This window comes from Streptomyces sp. NPDC096132 (genome assembly GCF_044763345.1).
GTDB lineage: Bacteria > Actinomycetota > Actinomycetes > Streptomycetales > Streptomycetaceae > Streptomyces.
Genome location: NZ_JBIWGA010000021.1, coordinates 146,394 through 167,087, shown reverse-complemented (window position 1 = coordinate 167,087; position 20,694 = coordinate 146,394). Strand labels below are relative to the sequence as shown.

The 20,694-nt window shown below is 70.4% G+C and carries 18 protein-coding genes and 1 riboswitch; of the genes, 11 read left to right on the top strand and 7 right to left on the bottom strand.

Translation table 11 applies throughout. From position 1 onward, the window contains the following. The first annotated feature begins 28 nt into the window (after positions 1-28). From ACIRF9_RS38150 to ACIRF9_RS38135, 4 genes are all read left to right on the top strand, one after another. Positions 29-766 carry a MerR family transcriptional regulator gene (locus tag ACIRF9_RS38150; protein WP_403832037.1) on the top strand — a complete coding sequence of 246 codons (738 nt, stop codon included), beginning with the start codon at positions 29-31 and terminating at the stop codon, positions 764-766. Between the two features lie 84 nt (positions 767-850). Beyond that, positions 851-1,324: a bifunctional nuclease family protein gene (locus ACIRF9_RS38145; RefSeq protein ID WP_055634823.1), complete on the top strand. Its 474-nt coding sequence runs from the start codon at positions 851-853 to the stop codon at positions 1,322-1,324. A 261-nt stretch (positions 1,325-1,585) separates the two neighbouring features. After that, a complete protein-coding gene (locus ACIRF9_RS38140; protein ID WP_403832034.1) occupies positions 1,586-2,269 on the top strand; it encodes a MerR family transcriptional regulator in 684 nt (227 codons plus the stop codon). Between the two features lie 101 nt (positions 2,270-2,370). Then, positions 2,371-3,777, top strand: a complete 1,407-nt coding sequence (locus tag ACIRF9_RS38135) for a DNA polymerase IV (RefSeq protein ID WP_403832033.1) — start codon at positions 2,371-2,373, stop codon at positions 3,775-3,777. A gap of 164 nt (positions 3,778-3,941) precedes the next feature. Here ACIRF9_RS38135 and ACIRF9_RS38130 read toward each other — a convergent pair whose 3' ends face one another. Then, positions 3,942-4,313: a PRC-barrel domain-containing protein gene (locus tag ACIRF9_RS38130; protein ID WP_403832031.1), complete on the bottom strand. Its 372-nt coding sequence runs from the start codon at positions 4,311-4,313 to the stop codon at positions 3,942-3,944. A gap of 112 nt (positions 4,314-4,425) precedes the next feature. After that, positions 4,426-4,521: riboswitch (glycine riboswitch) on the top strand. Positions 4,522-4,706: 185 nt separating this feature from the next. Here ACIRF9_RS38130 and gcvP point away from each other — a divergent pair. After that, positions 4,707-7,592 (top strand): aminomethyl-transferring glycine dehydrogenase, encoded by a 2,886-nt coding sequence (gene gcvP / locus ACIRF9_RS38125; RefSeq protein ID WP_403832029.1) that lies wholly within the window; start codon positions 4,707-4,709, stop codon positions 7,590-7,592. Between the two features lie 86 nt (positions 7,593-7,678). Here the strand turns inward: gcvP and ACIRF9_RS38120 are convergent, their stop codons facing one another. The 3 genes from ACIRF9_RS38120 to ACIRF9_RS38110 form a co-directional block, all read right to left on the bottom strand. Next, on the bottom strand, positions 7,679-8,098 hold the full coding sequence (locus tag ACIRF9_RS38120) for a molybdopterin-binding protein (protein WP_403832027.1): 420 nt from the start codon (positions 8,096-8,098) through the stop codon (positions 7,679-7,681). Between the two features lie 106 nt (positions 8,099-8,204). Beyond that, a complete protein-coding gene (locus tag ACIRF9_RS38115) occupies positions 8,205-8,771 on the bottom strand; it encodes a hypothetical protein (RefSeq protein ID WP_403832024.1) in 567 nt (188 codons plus the stop codon). 110 nt (positions 8,772-8,881) lie between these two features. Next, positions 8,882-10,840, bottom strand: a complete 1,959-nt coding sequence (locus ACIRF9_RS38110; protein WP_403832021.1) for an amino acid transporter — start codon at positions 10,838-10,840, stop codon at positions 8,882-8,884. A gap of 443 nt (positions 10,841-11,283) precedes the next feature. Between ACIRF9_RS38110 and ACIRF9_RS38105 the strand changes: the two genes are divergently transcribed. The 5 genes from ACIRF9_RS38105 to ACIRF9_RS38085 all read left to right on the top strand — a co-directional run bounded on the left by ACIRF9_RS38105 (position 11,284) and on the right by ACIRF9_RS38085 (position 16,043). Further along, positions 11,284-12,576, top strand: coding sequence for an extracellular solute-binding protein (locus ACIRF9_RS38105; RefSeq protein ID WP_403832019.1), 1,293 nt, complete (start codon positions 11,284-11,286; stop codon positions 12,574-12,576). Positions 12,577-12,580: 4 nt separating this feature from the next. After that, on the top strand, positions 12,581-13,576 hold the full coding sequence (locus tag ACIRF9_RS38100) for a carbohydrate ABC transporter permease (protein WP_403832017.1): 996 nt from the start codon (positions 12,581-12,583) through the stop codon (positions 13,574-13,576). Between the two features lie 62 nt (positions 13,577-13,638). After that, positions 13,639-14,403, top strand: coding sequence for a carbohydrate ABC transporter permease (locus tag ACIRF9_RS38095; protein ID WP_403832066.1), 765 nt, complete (start codon positions 13,639-13,641; stop codon positions 14,401-14,403). 42 nt (positions 14,404-14,445) lie between these two features. Next, positions 14,446-15,510 carry an endo-1,4-beta-xylanase gene (locus tag ACIRF9_RS38090; protein ID WP_403832015.1) on the top strand — a complete coding sequence of 355 codons (1,065 nt, stop codon included), beginning with the start codon at positions 14,446-14,448 and terminating at the stop codon, positions 15,508-15,510. A 17-nt stretch (positions 15,511-15,527) separates the two neighbouring features. Beyond that, positions 15,528-16,043, top strand: a complete 516-nt coding sequence (locus ACIRF9_RS38085) for a GNAT family N-acetyltransferase (protein ID WP_403832012.1) — start codon at positions 15,528-15,530, stop codon at positions 16,041-16,043. A gap of 22 nt (positions 16,044-16,065) precedes the next feature. Here the strand turns inward: ACIRF9_RS38085 and ACIRF9_RS38080 are convergent, their stop codons facing one another. The 3 genes from ACIRF9_RS38080 to ACIRF9_RS38070 form a co-directional block, all read right to left on the bottom strand. Beyond that, positions 16,066-17,109, bottom strand: coding sequence for a LacI family DNA-binding transcriptional regulator (locus tag ACIRF9_RS38080; RefSeq protein WP_403832010.1), 1,044 nt, complete (start codon positions 17,107-17,109; stop codon positions 16,066-16,068). Positions 17,110-17,308: 199 nt separating this feature from the next. Then, positions 17,309-17,497 (bottom strand): DUF5999 family protein, encoded by a 189-nt coding sequence (locus tag ACIRF9_RS38075; protein ID WP_403832007.1) that lies wholly within the window; start codon positions 17,495-17,497, stop codon positions 17,309-17,311. 367 nt (positions 17,498-17,864) lie between these two features. After that, on the bottom strand, positions 17,865-18,455 hold the full coding sequence (locus ACIRF9_RS38070) for a hypothetical protein (protein ID WP_390848774.1): 591 nt from the start codon (positions 18,453-18,455) through the stop codon (positions 17,865-17,867). A gap of 581 nt (positions 18,456-19,036) precedes the next feature. On the opposite strand from ACIRF9_RS38070, the gene ACIRF9_RS38065 reads away from it, so the two are divergent. After that, entirely contained in the window at positions 19,037-20,554 is a 1,518-nt protein-coding gene (locus ACIRF9_RS38065) for a glutamate--cysteine ligase (protein ID WP_403832003.1), read from the top strand. Positions 20,555-20,694 lie beyond the last annotated feature (140 nt).

Sequence of the window (20,694 nt, the reverse complement as noted above, 5' to 3'; positions counted from 1 at the left end):
CCATCCGGGGGGAACCCAGGGAAGGTCCATGCTTCAAACACCGAGGGGCGGTGCCGGGCACGGCACCGCCGCCGCGGACGGTGGTCTGATGAGCATCGGCACCGTGCTGCACGCGCTGCGCGACGAGTTTCCCGAAGTCACCATCTCCAAGATCCGTTTCCTGGAGGCGGAGGGGCTGATCGAACCGCAGCGGACCCCCTCGGGGTATCGCAAGTTCAGCGCACAGGACGTCGAGCGCCTCGGCCACGTACTGAGGATGCAGCGGGACCACTATCTGCCGCTCAAGGTGATCCGGGAGTACCTGGACGCCATGGAGCGGGGCGAGGCCGTGCCTTTGCCGAGCGTGGGCCGGCAGCGGGACGGGGAGGCCGTCCCGGAGCCGGCGGAAGGGCCCACGGCGGCCCGGATCGGGCGGGCCGAGCTGTTGGCGGCCGCCGGGATCGATGAGTCCGAGCTGGTGGAGTGGGAGTCCTACGGGCTCCTCGTACCGCTGGAGAACGGCGTGTACGACGCCGAGGCCGCCACCGTGGCCTCCCTCGTCGCCGAGCTGGGGCGGTTCGGGATCGAGCCCAGGCATCTGCGGGTGATGAAGGCCGCGGCCGACCGTGAGGCGGGCCTGGTGGACCAGGTCGTCGCCCCGCTCAAGCGCCACCGCAACCCGCAGACCAGGGCCCATGCCGAGGCCCGTACGAAGGAGCTGGCGGGGCTCACGGTCCGGCTGCACGCGGCGCTGGTGCAGACCGCGCTCGGCGTCCGGTTGCCCTGAGCCACCGGTTTCGCCCTGGGCGGATCGGTCACCCGTTCCCGGCCCGACTACCCAAACGTCCCGGGCACGGCCTAGGGTTGCTGTGTGAACGAGCTCGATGTCGTAGGTGTCCGGGTCGAAATGCCCTCCAACCAACCGATCGTGCTGCTGCGTGAAGTGGGAGGCGACCGTTACCTCCCCATCTGGATCGGACCGGGGGAGGCGACGGCGATCGCCTTCGCCCAGCAGGGCATGGCCCCCGCGCGACCGCTGACCCATGACCTGTTCAAGGACGTGCTGGAAGCCGTCGGCCAGGAGCTCACCGAAGTGCGCATCACGGATCTCCGGGAGGGTGTCTTCTACGCGGAGCTGGTCTTCGCCAGCGGCGTCGAGGTCAGCGCACGTCCGTCCGACGCCATAGCGCTGGCGCTGCGCACCGGGACGCCGATCTTCGGCAGTGACACGGTGCTCGACGACGCGGGCATCGCCATCCCGGACGAGCAGGAGGACGAGGTGGAGAAGTTCCGCGAGTTCCTCGACCAGATCTCGCCCGAGGACTTCGGCACCAGCAACCAGTAGCCGGGACGTGCGCAGGACAGACGTGCGCGGGAGACGGGCCGCTCGATACCAGGAGGGCCGCTCCGTACCCGGCAATTGCCAGCGGCGTGTGAGAGCGTCCTACGGCTACTTCTCAGCGCATTCGGCTAGCCTTTCCCCGCGACGGGGTACGGGAAACCACTCCTAGGGTGATTATCACTCGGCGTGGCGAGTGTGGCGATCGTTGACGCACCCCTGGTGACTGCCTACCGTCGAGAAGGCAGGTCAAGGACGGAGGTCGGCGTGAGAAGCAGCGGCGACGGTACGGCTGGGGGTGCCCCCGGACTCGGTGTCGGGGGGAGCGGTCCGTACCCTCCCCCAAGCTCTCGGCTGCGCTCGAGCAGGGGATATCCCCAGCAGGGCAACGCGGTCGATCATGCTCCGCAGCGACCCGCGGCCGTGCCGAGCAGCGGAGGGACGACGTCCATGGCGTCCGAGCAGATCGGCTACCGCGGACCGACGGCCTGTGCGGCCGCCGGCATCACCTACCGGCAACTCGACTACTGGGCCCGCACCGGTCTCGTCGAGCCGAGCGTGCGGCCCGCGTACGGGTCGGGTACGCAGCGGCTGTACAGCTTCCGGGACGTCGTCGTCCTGAAGATCGTCAAGCGGTTCCTCGACACGGGTGTGTCGCTTCAGAACATCCGTACCGCCGTCCAGCACCTGCGGGAGCGCGGGTTCCGTGATCTCGAGCGCATGACGCTGATGAGCGATGGCGCGACGGTCTACGAGTGCAGCTCGCCGGACGAGGTCCACGCGCTGCTCCAGGGGGGCCAGGGCATCTTCGGGATCGCCGTCGGCGTGGTCTGGCGGGACGTGGAGAGCGCGCTGTCGCAGCTGCACGGCGAGCGTGTCGACACCGGTGAGACGCTCGTCGGGCACAACCCGGCGGACGAGCTGGCGCGCAGGCGCAACCGGGCGGTCTGAGGGCCCCGCCCTGGCGGGCGGGCGGCTGGGCCGCCGTGGCGGTGGCGGTGTCAGAGGTCGGTGCGGCCTCATTGTCAGTGGCGTGGTGCAGCATCGGAGATGTGAGAAACGCGCCCACGATCCTGCATCTCGACATGGATGCCTTCTACGCCCAGGCGGAGCAGGCATCCAAGCCGAGCCTGCGTGGGAAGGCCGTGATCGTGGGCGGTCTGGGGCCGCGCGGGGTGGTGGCGACCGCCTCCTACGAGGCGCGGGCCTTCGGGGTGCACTCGGCGATGCCCATGGCCCAGGCGCGTCGGCTGGCCCCGAACGCCGCCTACCTCGTGCCGCGCTTCCCCTTCTACCGGTCGATCAGCGATCAGGTGATGCGGCTGCTGCGGGCGCTGTCGCCGCTGGTGGAGCCACTGAGCCTCGACGAGGCGTTCGTGGATCTGGAGGCCGGGGGCGCGGCCTGGGACAGCGAGTCGGCGCGGCTGACCGGGGTCCGGCTGCGGGCGGACATCCGGGCCGTCACGGGCCTCACCGGGTCGGTGGGGCTGGCCGCCTCGAAGATGCTCGCGAAGATCGCCTCCGAGGAGGCCAAACCCGACGGCCTGGTGCTCATCGAACCGGGGACCGAGCGGGCGCTGCTCGGACCCATGTCGGTGCGGACACTGCCCGGCGTCGGCCCGGCCACCGGTGACCACCTGCGGCGGGCCGGGATCACCACGGTCGACGAGCTCGCCGAGGCCGGCGAGGACGAGCTCGTGCGCCTGGTGGGCAAGGCGCACGGACACGGGTTGTACGCGATGGCGCTGGCGCGGGACGACCGGCCCGTGGTGGCGGAGCGGGAGACCAAGTCGGTGTCGGTCGAGGACACCTACGACGTGGACATCCACGACCGGCTGCGGGTGGAGCTGGAGGTGCAGCGCCTGGCGGAGCGCTGTGTGCGCAGGCTGCGGGGCTCCGGTCTGTCGGGGCGGACGATCGTGCTGAAGGTGCGGCGGTACGACTTCTCCACGCTCACCCGGTCCGAGACCCTGCGCGGGCCCACGGACGATCCGGCGGTGGTGCGGGAGGCCGCCGCGCGGCTGCTGGACTCCGTCGACACCACGGGCGGGGTGCGGCTGCTCGGGGTCGGCGTCAGCGGTCTGGCGGACTTCACGCAGGAGGATCTGTTCGCGCAGGCGGCGGAGGGGGAGCGGAGCGAGGGGGCCGCCGAGGAGGAGGCCCCCGAGGAGCCCGCCAGGGAGGAGCCGACGCCGGTCGAGCGCCAGTGGCGTCCCGGGCTTGACGTGGCGCATGCCGAGCTGGGGCACGGGTGGGTGCAGGGGAGCGGGCTGGGCCGGGTCACGGTGCGGTTCGAGACACCGGAGTCGGAGCCGGGGCGCGTGCGGACGTTCCGGGTGGACGACCCGGCGCTGGCGCCTGCGGAGCCGTTGCCGCTGGTCCGGCGAAGACCGGAGGACGACGGGGATCCGGACTCGACTTTCCCGGATCCGGCTGTGGGATCCGGGAACACAGGGTGACAGTGGTTCGTTACAGAGAGTGAAGGCGCCGGGGGCTTCGCGTCCGGTGGAGAGGGTGAAGACGGGGGAGTGGCATGCGCGTGGGACTGCGGGGCGGGGCGTTTGCGAAGGCCGGCGAGGTGTCCGTGGGGCGGGGAGTCGGGATGCGGGGTGGGCCGACGGGCTCAGCCCTCGTCGGTGCCCGCCAGTCGGCCGAAGTCGTGGTCCGGGAAGGGGGGAGGGGCTGCCACGTCGAGGCCGTAGTGGTGGTAGAGCTGGAGTTCCTGTTCCGGGGAGAGGTGCCGGCCCACGCCGAAGTCCGGGGCGTCCTTGATCAGAGCCCGGTCGAAGGGGACGCGCAGGGTGCCCTCCACCAGTTCGCTGGGCTCCAGGGGGACGAAGGCGTCCCGGGAGAACAGTCCGGTGCGTATGGCCGCCCACTCCGGCACTCCGGAGGCGTCGTCGAGGTAGACCTCGTCGACGGTGCCGATCTTGGTGCCGTTGCGGTCGAACGCCTTGCGGCCGATCAGGTTGCGCGGATCGATGTCGGTCTGCACGTGCCCTCCACTTGGTCGCAACTCATCCGTAAGCACTACAAAAGAACACATTGGGACGAGCGGCCACTCGAGGAGGTCCCGTTGACCTCGCTGGTAGTCTGGCAACGGCTGCTGACCCCGTGCGGGAGAGTCCTCCGAAGATCGTCGGAGGCGCCGAAGGAGCAAATCCTCCCCGGAATCTCTCAGGCCCACGTACCGCGCGGACGAGGTCACTCTGGAAAGCAGGGCGGATGTCGACGGCGTCGACGGCCTCCGTCCTCACCGACGGTGAAAACCGGCTGCCCAAGTGGCGGCCGGTGAAGCTCTCAGGTTGAGATGACAGAGGGGGAGGCCGTCCGGGTACCCGCGCCGTGGTGCCCCCCGAAGGTCGTGTCAGACCAGGAGGCCTCAGAAATGACCGCCGATCGCATTCCGCTCTCCGAGCTCGAACAGGGAATCCCCTTCGAGCAGCGCCACATCGGGCCCGACCAGGAGGCGCGGGCCAAGATGCTCGCGCACGTCGGCTACGGCTCACTCGACGAGCTCACCGCCGCCGCGGTCCCGGACGTGATCAAGAACGCCGACGCGCTGGACCTGCCCGACGCGCGCACCGAGGCCGAGGTCCTGGCGGAGCTGCGGTCGCTGGCCGACCGCAACCAGGTCCTCGATTCCATGATCGGACTCGGCTACTACGGCACCTTCACGCCGCCGGTCATCCTGCGCAACGTCATGGAGAACCCGGCTTGGTACACGGCCTACACCCCCTACCAGCCGGAGATCTCGCAGGGGCGCCTGGAGGCGCTGCTGAACTTCCAGACCATGGTCGCCGACCTGACCGGGCTGCCGACCTCGGGTGCCTCGCTGCTCGACGAGGGCACGGCCGCGGCCGAGGCGATGGCGCTGTCCCGGCGGATGGGGAAGAACAAGAAGGGCCTCTTCCTGATCGACGCGGACGTGCTGCCGCAGACCATCGCCGTGATCGAGACGCGCGCCGAGCCGACGGGCGTGGAGGTCGTCGTCGCCGACCTCGGCGAGGGCATCCCGGCCGACATCGCCGCGCGGGAGATCAATGGCGTGCTGCTGCAGTACCCGGGCGCCTCCGGGGCCGTACGCGACATCAAGGCCGTCATCGACCAGGCGCACGGGCTCGGGGCGCTCGTCACCGTCGCCGCCGATCTGCTCGCGCTGACGCTGCTGAAGTCACCCGGTGAGCTGGGGGCCGACATCGCGGTGGGGACGACGCAGCGGTTCGGTGTGCCGATGGGCTTCGGTGGTCCGCACGCGGGCTACATGGCGGTGCACGAGAAGTTCGCGCGCAGCCTGCCCGGGCGACTCGTGGGTGTGTCCCTGGACGCGGACGGGCACAAGGCCTACCGGCTAGCGCTGCAGACGCGTGAGCAGCACATCCGGCGGGAGAAGGCCACCAGCAACATCTGCACGGCGCAGGTGCTGCTCGCGGTGATGGCCGGGATGTACGCCGTCTACCACGGGCCCGACGGACTGCGGGCGATCGCGCGGCGGACGCACCGGTACGCCACGATCCTGGCGGCGGGGCTGGCGGCCGGCGGGGTCGAGGTCGTGCACGGCTCCTACTTCGACACCCTGACCGTGCGGGTGCCCGGGAAGGCCGGGGAGGTCGTCGCCGCCGGGCGGGAGCACGGGGTCAACCTGCACCTCGTCGACGCCGACCGGGTGTCGATCGCGTGCGACGAGACCACGGCGCGGGCCCAGGTGGCCGCCGTATGGGCCGCCTTCGGGGTGGACGGGGACGTCGAGGCGCTCGACGCGGTCACCGGGGACGCCCTGCCGGCCGGGGTGCTGCGGTCCGACGCGATCCTGACGCACCCCGTGTTCCACCAGCACCGTTCCGAGACCGCGATGCTGCGCTATCTGCGCCGGCTCGCCGACCGGGACTACGCGCTCGACCGGGGCATGATCCCGCTGGGCTCCTGCACCATGAAGCTCAACGCGACCACCGAGATGGAGCCGGTCACCTGGCCCGAGTTCGGGCAGCTGCACCCCTTCGCGCCCGCCGAGCAGGCGGAGGGCTACCTCACGCTCATCCGTGAGCTGGAGGAGCGGCTCGCCGAGGTCACCGGGTACGACAAGGTGTCGCTGCAGCCCAACGCGGGGTCGCAGGGCGAGCTGGCCGGGCTGCTGGCCGTACGCGGATACCACCGGGCCAACGGGGACGAGCAGCGGACCGTGTGTCTGATCCCGTCCTCCGCGCACGGCACGAACGCGGCGAGCGCCGTGATGGCCGGGATGAAGGTCGTCGTCGTCAAGACCGCAGAGGACGGCGAGGTCGACGTCGAGGACCTGCGGGTGAAGATCGAGCAGCACCGGGACGAGCTGGCGGTGCTGATGATCACGTACCCGTCGACGCACGGTGTGTTCGAGGAGCATGTCGCCGACATCTGTGCGCAGGTGCACGAGGCGGGCGGGCAGGTGTACGTCGACGGCGCCAACCTCAACGCGCTCGTCGGACTCGCCAAGCCGGGGCACTTCGGCGGTGACGTCTCGCACCTGAACCTGCACAAGACGTTCTGCATCCCGCACGGCGGTGGAGGGCCGGGCGTCGGACCGGTCGGGGTGCGCTCGCACCTCGCGCCGTACCTGCCGAACCACCCGATGCAGCCCGCCGCCGGGCCCGAGACGGGTGTGGGGCCGATCTCGGCCGCGCCCTGGGGTTCCGCCGGCATCCTGCCCATCTCGTGGGCGTACGTGCGGCTCATGGGCGGCGCGGGGCTCAAGCGGGCCACCCAGGTGGCGGTGCTGAGCGCCAACTACATCGCCAAGCGGCTCGAGCCGCACTACCCGGTGCTCTACACCGGCCCGGGCGGGCTGGTCGCGCACGAGTGCATCATCGATCTGCGGCCGCTGACCAAGGCGACGGGGGTGAGCGTCGACGACGTCGCGAAGCGGCTCATCGACTACGGCTTCCACGCGCCGACGATGTCGTTCCCGGTGGCCGGGACGCTGATGATCGAGCCGACGGAGTCCGAGGACCTCGTCGAGCTGGACCGGTTCTGCGAGGCGATGATCGCGATCCGCGCGGAGATCGAGAAGGTCGGGTCGGGCGAGTGGCCGGCCGACGACAACCCGCTCCACCACGCCCCGCACACCGCCGCCGCGCTCGGGGGCGAGTGGGAGCACGCGTACACGCGGCAGGAGGCCGTCTTCCCCGCCGGGGTGTCCGCCGCCGACAAGTACTGGCCGCCGGTGCGCCGGATCGACCAGGCCTTCGGTGACCGGAATCTGGTCTGCTCGTGCCCGCCGCTGGACGCGTACGAGGACTGAGTCACGCAGGTGAGGCAAGCGGCGTAAGGCCGCGAAGGCCGAGTGCTGCCGTCCGGTTGGGGCGGGAGTGCTCGGCCTTCGTCGCGTCAGGCCACAGCGAGGGCCACCTCGGTCGCCTTGATCAGGGCGATGACGTCGGAGCCCACGAAGAGGCCGAGGTCGGTGGCCGCGTCCTTGGTGATCGCGGCGGTGAGTTCGCCGCCGTCCACGGTGACCCTCACGGTCGCCATGGCCTCGCCGAGGGTGAGTCCGGTGACCGTGCCGTGGAGCTGGTTGCGGATCGAGAGGCCGTCGACCCGCTGGGTGGCGAGGGAGACCTCGGTGGACTTCACCAGGGCGCGAACGGCGGTGCCGGCGGTGAGGGTCAGGTCGTTCACGGCCTCCAGGGTGATGGCGGCCGTGAGGTCCTGGCCGCCGTCCAGATGGATCTTGACGGTGGCCATGACCTCGCCGGGCTGGACGCCGGTGATGGTGCCGGGGAGCTGGTTGCGGATGCTGAGGGTCATGGGCATCAAGGTAGGGCTCCGAGCCCCGCGTGTCGGGTATGTGCGCGTCTGTGCCGCCGCCGTCCGGACTCGTCGCGATGGGGCGCCACCCGTCCGGCGTCCGCCGTCAGGGCAGGCCCGACGCCTCGAGGACCGCCCTGGCGATCGTGTCGTCGATCTCGTGGCCCAGCCGCTCCAGTACGTCGGCGCCCTCGCGCAGGGTGCCGTGCTCCAGGGAGCGGCGTACGCCCGTGTCGAGTTCGTGCCACAGCAGCGGATTGCCGGTGAGGACGCGGGGGTCGAGCTCCAGCCGGTTCCCCCGGTCGTCGCGCAGGACGAGGTGGGCGGAGGCCCCGGCGTACTGGCGTACGGCGACCAGCGCGTCGGTGCGCACCTGGCGCCGACGGAACGGGCCGGCGACCGCCAGCCAGCCGGGGCCCGCGGTGACCCGCTCGGGGAGGAGCACGGCGAGGACGCCGGCGGAGAGGGTCAGCCACAGCAGGGCGCGGGGGACGGTGAGGGTGCCCGCGTCCCAGTCGACCAGGAGGGTCAGCGCGCAGAAGCTCAGCGCGCAGCCGACAGCCAGCCGGACGCCGGCCTGCCGATGGCGGTCGCCGGTCGGCCGAGGCGGCGAGCCGCCGGGCCACCCCGGTCGCTCCGGCCCTCGCCCGGGTCCTGGTTGCTGCCCTTGCATGAGGCCGACGCTAGGCGCCCCGTAAGCGTGCGGGGAGGGGTGCTGACGCGCTTCTGACGGGGTACGGGCGGATCCTTGCGGGATCCTGACGCCCGGCCCGTGTCGAAGCCTCAGCCGGTGTGGACGCGGGGGCGGCGGGCCCGGTCCGGTTCGGCCTCGCGCAGGACCTCGCGGGTGACGGGGGCGACCTCGCCCTGGCCGAAGAGGAAGAAGCGCAGGAAGTTGGCGAAGGGGTTGCCCTCGGTCCACTCGAAGTAGATGTGCGGGGTGCAGCCGGTGGCGTCGCGGGTGTGCAGCAGCAGGGCGGCCAGGGCGTTCGGGATGGAGGAGGACTCCAGGGTGAGGACCCGGTAGCGGTTGTGCAGGACCTCGCCGCGCACGGTCAGGCCCGCCTCGAACTCGGAGGGGTCGAGGACCGTGACCTCGACGAAGACGAAGTCCTCGCCGGGGATGTCGTTGTCCTCGCGGATCTGCTCGATCTTGTCCCGGTACTCGGCCTTGTCGCGCTGGTCGGGCTCGTTGGCGATGAACCGTATCTTGCGGCTGGCCATGTCTCTGATGAATCGTTCCGCCATCGGGTCGAGCGTCACACTGGTCACGCGCAGCTCGAAGGCGCGGGCCAGCCGGGAGAGCAGCGAGACGAGGATGATGCCGGCGATGAAGCAGGCGCCGATCTTCACGCCGTCGGGCCGCTCGACGACGTTCGCGCCGGTGACGTAGAGCAGGACCGCCGAGACCACGGCGAAGGTGATCGTCCAGCCGCGCTGCCGGGCGCGGCGGGCGGCGATGGTCACCGCGATCGCGGCCGAGGACATCAGCACCAGCACGCCGGTCGCGTAGGCGCCGCCCTGGGCGTCGACGTCGGCGTCGAAGATCCAGGTGACCAGGAAGGCGACCAGGGTGAAGACGATGACCATGGGGCGCACCGCACGGGCCCAGTGCGGGGCCATGCCGTAGCGGGGGAGGTAGCGGGGCATCAGGTTGAGCAGCCCGGCCATGGCGGAGGCGCCGGCGAACCACAGGATGGCGATGGTCGAGACGTCGTAGACGGTGCCGAAGCCGTTGCCCAGGTACTCGTGGGCCAGGTAGGCGAGGGCCCGGCCGTTGGCCTGGCCGCCGTCCTCGAACTCCTTCTCCGGGATCAGGACGGTGGTGATGAAGCTGGTGGCGATCAGGAAGACGCTCATGATCAGCGCGGCGGTCGTGAGCAGCTTCTTGGTGTCCCGGATGCGGCCCTTGGGGCTCTCCTCGGTGTCCTGCGAGTCGCCCTGGACGTGGGGCATGACCGCGACGCCGGTCTCGAAGCCGGACAGGCCCAGCGCCAGCTTGGGGAAGACCAGCAGAGACACCCCGATCATCGCGAAGACGCTGCCGTGCTCGGCGGTCAGGGCGCTCGTCCAGTCGGTGACCACATGACCCTCGGTGAGCACGTGCCACAGGCCGACGGAGACCACGACCGCGTTCAGGGCGAGGTAGGCGACCACCAGCGCGACCGCGACGCCGATGGCCTCCAGGAAGCCCTTGAGGAACACCGCGCCGAGGAGGGCGACGAGCGCGAGGGTGATGATCATCTGCCGGCCGTGCAGGGCGCTCGTCAGATGCGGGTTCTCGACCAGGTGGGTGGAGGCGTCCGCCGCGGACAGGGTGATGGTGATCAGGAAGTCGGTGGCGGCGAAGCCCAGCAGGGTCAGGACGAACAGCTTGCCCTGCCAGAAGGACAGCAGCCGCTCCAGCATCGCGATCGAACCCTCGCCGTGCGGGCTCTCCTCGGCCACCCGCCGGTAGACCGGCAGGGCGCCGGCCAGGGTGACGATCACCAGGACGATGGTCGCGATCGGTGACAGCAGGCCGGCCGCGAGCGCGGCGATGCCCGGCTGGTAGCCGAGGGTCGAGAAGTAGTCGACGCCGGTCAGGCACATCACCCGGTACCAGCGCTGGCCCTTGTGCTCGGGTTCGGGCTTGGTCTCGGCGGACGGGGTCGGCCGGCCATGACCCTTGCCCATGTCGGACAGGCCCTCCAGCATCCAGGCGCGCAGGCGACTGGGGGGAGGGTGCTCGGTCGTGGCCATCGGGGTGCTCCTGAGGTGCGGCTCAGCGTGAGAGGTGCGGCTCAGCGTGCGGTTTCGGCCATCATGCGGACGGCGGAATCAGCGTAAGCGGAGCGTCACGCGTGGGCCCACGGATCTTGGGCCGGACGGCGTCAAGCTTCCGTTAAGACTGCGGGCGGGATTCCGTCAAGGCTGCACGTGGGACGCGCCGGGCCCGGAAGCCCTGCGCCGAGGGGCGGTTTCCGGCCACTGCATACACGCCGACGGGATTCTCCGTAATGTTCGTCGCCCGGTTCGAATGTTTCGACGGCGTCGGGGACCTCGGCGGTGTCCTGCTTCTGAACTGACCCTTGGATTGCCTGTGTTCAAGGGGTTGCCACCTGTCGGAGGGTGTCTCTAGGGTGCGGCAGCAGCGAAGCTTTCTGGATATGGTTCGAAACTTTCGATCACCCAAGGAGCGCATGATGGGCGACCCGGCACTGTCCCGCCGCGGCTTCCTGGCGGCCTCCGCCGCGGCCGGTGTGAGCATGACGGCACTGAGCGGCTGCGGCGGCGACTCGGACGGAGGGTCGTCGGGGACGACCACGATCGAGTGGTGGAACATCTCCACCACCCAGCCCACCAAGGACGTCTGGGCCTCTCTCGCCAAGCGGTTCGAGGCCCAGAACCCGAACGTGAAGATCAAGATCGTCCAACTGGAGAACGACCCCTACAAGTCGAAGATGACCGCGCTGACCGCCTCCGGGAAGCTCCCCGACATCTTCCACACCTGGGGCGGCGGTGTCCTGAAGCAGCAGATCGACGCCGGGCTCGTCGAGGACCTGACCGACGGGAGCAAGGGCTGGGGCGACGGGCTGCTGTCGGTCGCCCGGGAGCCGTATCTCTTCGACGACAAGGTCTACGGCATCCCGTTCGACATCGGCATGATCGGCTTCTGGTACAACAAGGCGCTCTTCAAGAAGGCCGGCATCAGCGCGCCCCCCACCACCTGGAGCGGCTTCCTGGACGCCGTACGCAAGCTGAAGTCCGCCGGGATCACCCCGCTCGCCCTGGCCGGCAAGGAGAAGTGGCCGGGCATGTACTACTGGGCCTACCTCGCCATGCGCACCGCGGGGATCGACGCGCTGCGGAAGGCGAACGACGACAAGGACTTCACCGGGGACGGATTCGTGCAGGCCGGTCAGCACCTCCAGGAGCTGGTCGATCTCCAGCCGTTCCAGAAGGGCTTCCTCGGCGCCGCCTACAGCACCCCCACCGGCCAGGCCGCCGCCATGGGCAACGGCAAGGCGGCCATGGAGCTGATGGGCCAGTGGGCGCCGGTGGTCGAGGCCGACGCCGGCAAGGGGCTCGGGGCCGACCTCGGGTTCTTCCCGTTCCCGGCGGTGGAGGGCGGGCAGGGCGCGATCACCGAGGTGTTCGGCGGAGGCGGCGGGCACGCGCTGCGCAAGGGCGCCCCGCAGGCGGCCGTCGACTTCCTGAAGTTCTTCGCCTCGGCCACCACCGACACCACCCTGGTAGAGAAGACCGGCGTGCTGCCCGTCGTACCGGCCGCCGAGAGCGCGCTCAAGGACCCCAACCTGTCCGCCGTACAGGCCCAGTTGAAGGCCGCCACCGGATTCCAGCTCTATCTCGACCAGGCGTACGCGCCCGCCGTCGGCCAGGAGGTCAACGACAGCGTCGCCGGGCTCATAGCAGGGTCCAAGTCCCCTCAACAGGTCACCGAGTCGATCACCAAGGTCGCGAAGGAAGAGCAGTAGGCGGATGGCCTCGACCTACCTTCCGGACAAGCGCAGCGCCCCGGACACGGACCGGCCGGCACCCGCCCCCGCGGCCGTCGGCCGGACCGGACGCCGTGTGCTGCACTGGCTCACGGCCGTCGGCTTCCAGGTGCCCGCCCTGGTGCTGTTCGGCACGCTCGTGCTGCTGCCGATGCTGTTCGCTCTGTACGCCGCGTTCTTCCGCTGGGGCGGCTTCGGGATGCCCGAGGACTTCATCGGCGGCGACAACTTCACCCGGCTCTTCCAGGACCCGGTGTTCCTGGGCGACCTGTGGCGCTGCCTGGTCCTGGTCGGGCTCTCCCTGCTGCTCCAGCTGCCGTTCGCGCTCGCCCTCGCCGTCGCGCTCAACCAGAGGATCCGCGGCCGGGCCGTCTACCGGATGCTGTTCTTCGCGCCGTACATCCTGTCCGAGGCGATCACCGGCGTGCTCTTCAGCATGATCTTCGCCCCCGACGACGGGCTCGCCGACCAGCTGCTGGGCGCCGTGGGCCTCGACGGCCTCGGCGGTCAGTGGTTCGCCGACCCGTCCACCGTCATGGCCACCCTCTTCCTGGTCATGACCTGGAAGTACTTCGGCTTCCACATGATGCTCTACCTGGCCGGACTGCAGTCCATCCCCGCCGAGCTGACCGAGGCCGCGCTCATCGACGGGGCCGGGCCCTGGCAGCGGTTCCGCAACGTCACGCTGCCGCTGCTCGCACCGACCCTGCGGATCAGCGTGTTCCTGTCGGTGATCGGTTCCATCCAGCTCTTCGACCTGGTGTGGATCGTCACCGCGGGCGGTCCCGACCACCACTCCGAGACGATGGCCGTGACCATGTTCCAGTACGGCTTCAAGCGCTACCAGGTCGGCTACGCCAGCGCGATCAGCGTGGTCATGTTCGGCATCAGTCTCGTCTTCGCCCTCGCCTACCAGCGGTTCGTGCTCCGCCGTGACCTGGAGGGCGCCACCACGACCATGCGAGGAGGCGGCTCGTGAGCGCCCGCAGGACCGGCCGGACCCTTCCCGTGCACGCCGTGCTGGTGGTCGTCGGCGTGGTGATGGTCGTACCGCTGCTGTACGCCGTGCTGTCCGGGTTCAAGTCGACCGACCAGCTCTCCCGCAATCCCATCGGGCTGCCCGACCCGTGGGTCACCTCCAACTACACCGACATCCTCGGTTCCGGCTCCTTCTGGCAGCTGCTCGGCAGCAGCACCCTGATCGCGGCCGGTACGACGGTGGTGGTCGTCGCGGTGTCCGCCCTCGCCGCGTTCTCCTTCGCCCGGTTCGCCTTCCGGGGCCGGGAAGTGCTGTTCACGCTGTTCACGATGGGGCTGATGTTCCCGTTCGCGGTGGCGGCCCTGCCGCTGTTCCTGCTGCTGCGGTCGATGGACCTGCTGGACAACCCGTTCGGGGTGATCCTGCCGCAGGCGGCCTTCGGGCTGCCGATGACCATCGTCATCCTGCGCGGCTTCTTCCGGGAGATCCCGGCCGAGCTGGAGGAGGCGGCCACCCTCGACGGCTGCGGGCCGCTCGGTTTCTTCTGGCGGATCCTGGTGCCGATGGCCCGGCCCGCGCTCGGCACGGTCTCCGTGCTCGCCGTCGTCGGCAGCTGGAACAACTTCTTCCTGCCGCTGCTGGTCTTCAACGAGCCCACCTGGTGGACCCTGCCGATCGGGGTGCAGCAGTTCCAGGGCCAGTACTCCTCCGAGTACGCGCGGATCTTCGCGTATCTCGTCCTCGCCATGGTTCCCGCCCTGGCCTTCTACTCCGTCGCCGAGCGCCAGCTCGTCGGCGGTCTCGCCGCCGGCGCCACGAAGGGATGACGCGCGCCTGCCCACGCCCTACCGACCGTGAGGAGCCGCACCATGTCCAGCACCGCCGCCCGCACCCGGCTCAGACTCGCCGGAGCACTCGCCGCCGTCCTGGTCGCCGCCGGTATCGCCGGTGGACCCGCCGCACAGGCGCACGAGAAACCCCACCGGACCACCCTCGCCGACCTCGCCCAGCGCCACGGCCGCTACTTCGGCAGCGCCACCGACAATCCCGAACTCACCGACACCGCCTACACGAGCATCCTGGGCAGCGAGTTCGACATGATCACCCCGGGCAACGGCATGAAGTGGTACGCCACCGAGCCGCAGCAGGGCGTCTTCGACTGGACGGCCGGTGACGAGATCGTCGATCTGGCGCGCGACCACCACCAGAAGGTGCGCGCCCACACCCTCGTCTGGCACAGCCAGTTGCCCGGCTGGCTGACGAGCGGACAGTGGACGGCCGACGAACTGCGCGCGGTCCTGAAGAACCACATCCAGACCGAGGTGCGCCACTACCGGGGCAAGGTCTACGCCTGGGACGTCGTCAATGAGGCGTTCAACGAGGACGGCACCTACCGGGAGACGGTCTTCTACAAGACCCTCGGCCCCGGCTACATCGCCGACGCCCTGCGCTGGGCCCACCAGGCCGACCCGAAGGCGAAGCTCTACCTCAACGACTACAACATCGAGGCGGTCGGCCCGAAGAGCGATGCCTACTACGACCTGGCCAAGGAGCTGAAGGCGCGGGGCGTCCCGCTCGACGGCATCGGACTGCAGGCCCATCTCGCCCTGCAGTACGGCTATCCGACGACCCTGGAGGACAACCTCCGCCGCTTCGCCCGCCTCGGCCTGGACACCGCGCTCACCGAGGTCGACGTACGGATGCTGCTGCCCGCGACCGAGGAGAAGCTGGCCCAGCAGGCCGAGTGGTACGCGGACCTGACGCAGGCGTGCCTGGCGGTGAGGCGGTGCGTCGGCATCACGGTGTGGGACTACACGGACAAGTACTCGTGGATTCCGGCCTTCTTCCCCGGCCAGGGGGCCGCTCTGCCGTGGGACGAGCAACTCGCGCCGAAGCCGGCGTACCAGGCCATCAGGGAGGCGCTGCGCGGATGATGTGATGCGATACCGGGATGAGGAAAGCGATCATCGTCCGGCAGCGTGTGGCCCGAGATCTCACCGACTGTGCCCGGGCGCTCGCCCAAGTCCATGAGCGGGACGGCTATCCGGTGAACTGGCCGGAGAATCCCGGCGCGTGGCTGGCACAGTCGTCCGCGCTGCTCACGGCATGGGTCGCGGAGCTGGACGGCCGGATCGTCGGCCACGTCGGTCTGGCGCGGAGCGGGGTGGACGATGCCGCGCCGGGGCTGTGGAGCGGCCGGGCGGACGTCGGGGTGGAGCGGACGGCCGTGGTCAGCCGGCTGTTCGTGGCTCCGGGCGCGCGGGGGCAGGGGGTCGGAGCCCTGTTGCTGGAACGGGCTGTGAAGGAGGCGCACGAGCGCGGTCTGCACCCGGTGCTCGACGTCCTGGCCTCGGCCACGACCGCCGCGACGCTGTACGAACGGCTGGGCTGGGAGCTGCTGGACACGGTCGAACGGGAATGGCTCCCGGGGCAGATCGTCGCCCTGCGTTGCTACGCGGCCCCTTAGGGGCCTGTCCGCCGGACACCCCCTAGGCGCGTACCGGCGGTGGTGCCGTGCTCGAGCGGATCACCAACTCGGTGCCCAGTTCGACCCGGGGGGTGTCGGGGTGGGCGCCGCGGGCGAGAGCCAGGGCCGTGCGGGCGGCCAGTTTGCCCATGTCGGCGAGGGGCTGGCGGACGGTGGTCAGGGGTGGGGCCGACCAGCGGACTTCCGGTAGGTCGTCGAAACCGACGACGCTCATGTCCTCCGGGACGCGCAGACCGCGCCGGCGCAGCGCCTCGATCGCGCCGAGCGCCATCTGGTCGCTGGCCGCGAACAACGCGGTGGGCGGATCGGGCAGGTCGAGCAGGGCGGTGCAGCCGGTGAAGCCCGACTCGGGGTGGAAGTCGCCGGGGACGACCAGGGCTTCGTCGAGGGCGAGGCCGGCCGCCTCCAGGGCCGCGCGGTAGCCGTCGTACCGGGCGCGGGAGCACAGCAGCCGGGGCGGGCCCGCGATCAGGCCGATGCGGCGGTGGCCCAGGGCCAGCAGGTGTTCGGTGGCGGCGAGGCCGCCGGACCAGTTGGCGGCGCCGATCGTCGGGGTGTCGACGGCCGGGGAGCCCATCGGGTCGACGACCACGAGCGGGACGCCGAGGATGCGCAACTGCTCGTGCAGGGTGGGTTCCAGGGCCGAGGTGACCAGGATGACGCCGTCGGAGGCACGGGCGCGCAGATTGCGCATCCACTCACGGGCGTCGCCGGAACGGCCGTGGATCGCCGAGACCACGGTCCCGACGCCCGCCGCGTGGGCGACCTCCTCGACACCCCGGATGATCTCCACCGCCCAGGGGCTGTCGAGGTCGTTGAAGACAAGATCGAGCAGGGCGGCACGGGTGGGGGAGGGGGCTGCGGGGCGCTTGCGGTAGCCGTGTTCGCGCAGTAACTCCTCGACACGGGCGCGGGTCCGGGGCGAGACGTCGGAGCGGCCGTTGACCACCCGGGAGACGGTCGGCACCGAGACGCCCGCCTGTCGGGCGATCTCCGTGATGGTGACCTTGCCGTGCGTCACGGGTGCCGTGTCGTCCACTGCCATTCCCCCACCTCCGTCGCCTCGTTCCGGGCGCCGTGCCGAAACTTCCAGGAGTCTTCCGGAAAAGACGTGCGTACGGAAGGGAAGGCGGAGGCTACGAGGAGTGAGCGGTCCCGGATACGCGTCGGGGCCGGTTCGCAGTGTGTCTGCGGTCCGGCCCCTCAAGTCCCCGGACGGCGGTCCCGCGCCGCCCGGGTGGTGCTCAGGCTGCGGTCACGACCCGGTGCGGGGCGATGATCCGGCCGTCCGGCAGGAGCTCACCGGTGTCCTCGAAGAGGAGGACGCCGTTGCACAGCAGGCTCCAGCCCTGCTCCGGGTGGTGCGCCACGAGCCGGGCGGACTCCCGGTCGGCGGAGTTTGCTGTCGGGCACGGTGGCTGGTGCTGGCACATGGATGGGTTCTTCCGCTCTGGCGTGATGGTGGAGATGGATGTTGTCGTGTCTGTCTCGCGGCGTGAAGCGTCGTGTACGTCCTTCATGGCCGCCCCCCGTTGTGATAAGTCGGTCGGAACCCAGTGTTGCCCTACGGACGTCGTTCCGCAGGGATTTCGCGGCACCGCCCCTCACAGGTTCATGACGCCTCACCCGCGCGGGCGGTTCATCTCAACTGCACTGTCACTTCGGGTGGTTTCCAGTGGCCGGATGGGGCTAGTCCGGACGGGGGCACGGGGGCGAACACCGGCGAACATGGACGGACGGCACCGTACCCCGCCACCGGGGCCGCGGTGACGGGGTACGGGCGTGCGTGCGGGGACGGCGTCAGGCGGGCGAGCCGAGCAGGGGCGGTGCCGACGGGGTCACCCGGAGGGTGAGGACCGGGAGCAACTCGGCGACGCGGTGGGCGCGGTGGGCGGCGATCCCGGGCGGCGCCGGGGCCAGCGGCACCAGCAGATCCGTCGCGGCGGGGTGACCGGTGGTGCCGTCGGTGTCGGTGTCGCCGTGCAGCCAGAGCGTGAGCATGTAGAGCCCGGGGACGGACAGCAGCCGTGCCTGGTACGGCTGGGTCGCCGACTCGGCCTGGCGCAGGGCGCGTTCGGTGGAGGCGATGTAGGGGCCCTCGAAGAAGTGGGAGAACGCCCAGCCGTCCGGTGTCAGCCGGGTCTCCGCCGCCGCCACGGCCCGGTCGCCGCAGCGGATCAGAAAGCGCCAGCCGGCCAGCCGGGTCGCGGTGACGCCTTCGGGGGTGATCCGGTCCAGGACGTGCAGCGGCAGCGGGAGTTCGGGCGTGGCCTCGCCCTGGGCGGTGCGGAGGGACGGAGTTCGCGCCTCGCGGACCGCGGTGGGGGAACCGAGGGCCGTGAGGACGGAGCGAAGGGCGGGCGCGGGAGCCGGAGGGACGTGCAGCGGCATGGTGGGTCGCCTCTCATTCACAGGCGGTGGCGCGAGGGCGGGGGCGGACGGCGCTGTCAGCTAGCTCTCGTCAGGGTCGGAGAGGCGGGGGCCGGGATCTCAGGGAAAACTGGGGTACGCGAGCGGCCTGCCGTCACCTGGACGACAGGCTCCTTCGACCGCGGGGCCCACCTTCTCCGCCTTGTCCGAGGAGTTTATACGACACGTGTTCAGACTGTGTTTCGTCTAGCCGATACCGGGACACTCGGCAAGGGTCCATTCGGTCGGCGATACGTGTGAAACATCCCGATTCAGAGCGGTCGGCGCCGCGATGACCTCGGGATATGTGCGCGCAACGGTCGGCCCATTCTCGTCGGAGTTTTTCACGAGTTCCCGGGCATGAGTTCCCGAGTTCGTGAAAGGGCACTCTGCCGCTTGCCCCGTGAATGTGCCTCCGGTCAGCTCGGGGACTTCCGGTCAGAGTAGCGGGTGGCGTGGCCCGACGGGGACGTTATCGATCGGTCCGGGTGGGCATCATCCCACCTGACCCGGGAGACCGGCGGCCGGAACCTCGGTCCGCCCATGCGAGGAGGGACGCTTCGATGGGGGAGAAGGTCGTGGCAGGCGCGTTCGACCTGTCCGATCGGCAGCAGTACCGCGACAAGCTCCGGCGGTGTCTGACGGGGCTGGAGCGGCTTCTGGCCCAGAAGCGCTTCGACCGGCCCAAGAACCTCATGGGGCTCGAGATCGAGCTGAATCTCGCGGGTGCCGACGGCCTGCCGAAAATGCTGAATGGTGAAGTGCTGGAGAGGATCGCCAGCCGAGACTTCCAAACAGAACTCGCCATGTTCAACCTGGAAGTCAACATAGCCCCACACCGATTGGGCGGGCGGGTATTCGACCGGCTTGCCGAGGAACTTCGTACGTCACTGGCATATGCCCATCGAAAGGCCGGTGAGGTCGACGCGGGAATCGTGATGATCGGTATTCTGCCGACCCTCGACCGCGACGATCTGGTCTCGTCCAACCTTTCCGAGGTCGACCGCTACACCCTTCTCAACGACCAGATCGTGGCCGCCCGGGGGGAGGACTTCGCCCTCGACATCGACGGCGTCGAACGGCTCTCCTGCACCTCGAAGTCGATCGTCCCCGAGGCCGCCTGCACCTCCGTGCAACTGCATCTGCAGGTCACCCCGGCCCGCTTCGCCGACGTCTGGAACGCGGCACAGGCCGTCACCGCCGCGCAGATCGCCGTGGGAGCCAACTCGCCCTTCCTGTTCGGCCGCGAGCTGTGGCGCGAGTCCCGGCCCCCGCTGTTCCAGCAGGCCACCGACACCCGCCCGCCGGAGCTCCAGGCGCAGGGCGTCAGGCCGCGGACCTGGTTCGGCGAGCGGTGGATCAGCTCGGCGTACGAGCTGTTCGAGGAGAACCTGCGCTACTTTCCCGCGTTGCTGCCCATCTGCGACCAGGAGGACCCGCTGGAGGTGCTGGAGGCGGGCGGGATCCCCTCGCTGGCCGAGCTGGTCCTGCACAACGGGACCGTCTACCGCTGGAACCGTCCCGTCTACGGCATCGCCGAGGGCGTCCCGCACCTGCGCGTGGAGAACCGCGTCCTGCCCGCCGGGCCCACCGTGACCGATGTGATCGCCAACGCGGCCTTCTACTACGGCGTCGTCCGCGCCCTGGCCGAGGACACGCGGCCGGTGTGGACCCGGCTGCCCTTCGAGGCGGCAGAGGCGAACTTCGACGCGGCGTGCCGGTACGGCATCGACGCGCGGCTGCAGTGGCCGCGGCGCGGGCGGCTCGGGGGAGTGGGCGAGGTCGACGCGGTGAGTCTCGTACGGGACGAGCTGTTGCCCTTGGCGGAGGCCGGGCTGGACGCGTGGGGGGTGGAACCGGCCGACCGGGACTACTACCTCGGTGTCATCGAGGAGCGGTGCCGGCGGCGGGCCAATGGGGCGACGTGGCAGGTGGCGACGTTCCGGAAGGCCGTGGAGGCGGGGATGTCGCGGGACGCGGCGCTGGCCGCGACGACGCGGCGGTATGCGGAGCTGTCGCATGCGGGGGAGCCGGTGCATGCGTGGCCTGTGGGGTTGCCGGAGGTTGTGTCTGTCGGGTGAGGTCTGGGGTTTTCGGTCGTTTGCCGGGTGCGGCTCCGTCGGGGCTGGTCGCGCCCACGCGGCGGAGCCGCATAGTGATACAGCCCCGCGCCCCTAGGTAGGACATCGTCCCGTCGGCTGCCGGCCGAGGGGGCGCTGCC

What these genes read in the sequence shown, in the direction of transcription:
- ACIRF9_RS38150 (WP_403832037.1), top strand. Translation starts at nt 29, where the DNA reads ATGCTTCAAACACCGAGGGGCGGTGCCGGGCACGGCACCGCCGCCGCG.
- gcvP (WP_403832029.1), top strand. Translation starts at nt 4,707, where the DNA reads ATGACCGCCGATCGCATTCCGCTCTCCGAGCTCGAACAGGGAATCCCC.
- ACIRF9_RS38120 (WP_403832027.1), bottom strand. Translation starts at nt 8,098, where the DNA reads ATGACCCTCAGCATCCGCAACCAGCTCCCCGGCACCATCACCGGCGTC.
- ACIRF9_RS38115 (WP_403832024.1), bottom strand. Translation starts at nt 8,771, where the DNA reads ATGCAAGGGCAGCAACCAGGACCCGGGCGAGGGCCGGAGCGACCGGGG.
- ACIRF9_RS38110 (WP_403832021.1), bottom strand. Translation starts at nt 10,840, where the DNA reads ATGGCCACGACCGAGCACCCTCCCCCCAGTCGCCTGCGCGCCTGGATG.
- ACIRF9_RS38105 (WP_403832019.1), top strand. Translation starts at nt 11,284, where the DNA reads ATGGGCGACCCGGCACTGTCCCGCCGCGGCTTCCTGGCGGCCTCCGCC.
- ACIRF9_RS38100 (WP_403832017.1), top strand. Translation starts at nt 12,581, where the DNA reads ATGGCCTCGACCTACCTTCCGGACAAGCGCAGCGCCCCGGACACGGAC.
- ACIRF9_RS38095 (WP_403832066.1), top strand. Translation starts at nt 13,639, where the DNA reads ATGGTCGTACCGCTGCTGTACGCCGTGCTGTCCGGGTTCAAGTCGACC.
- ACIRF9_RS38090 (WP_403832015.1), top strand. Translation starts at nt 14,446, where the DNA reads ATGTCCAGCACCGCCGCCCGCACCCGGCTCAGACTCGCCGGAGCACTC.
- ACIRF9_RS38085 (WP_403832012.1), top strand. Translation starts at nt 15,528, where the DNA reads ATGAGGAAAGCGATCATCGTCCGGCAGCGTGTGGCCCGAGATCTCACC.
- ACIRF9_RS38080 (WP_403832010.1), bottom strand. Translation starts at nt 17,109, where the DNA reads ATGGCAGTGGACGACACGGCACCCGTGACGCACGGCAAGGTCACCATC.
- ACIRF9_RS38075 (WP_403832007.1), bottom strand. Translation starts at nt 17,497, where the DNA reads ATGTGCCAGCACCAGCCACCGTGCCCGACAGCAAACTCCGCCGACCGG.
- ACIRF9_RS38070 (WP_390848774.1), bottom strand. Translation starts at nt 18,455, where the DNA reads ATGCCGCTGCACGTCCCTCCGGCTCCCGCGCCCGCCCTTCGCTCCGTC.
- ACIRF9_RS38065 (WP_403832003.1), top strand. Translation starts at nt 19,037, where the DNA reads ATGGGGGAGAAGGTCGTGGCAGGCGCGTTCGACCTGTCCGATCGGCAG.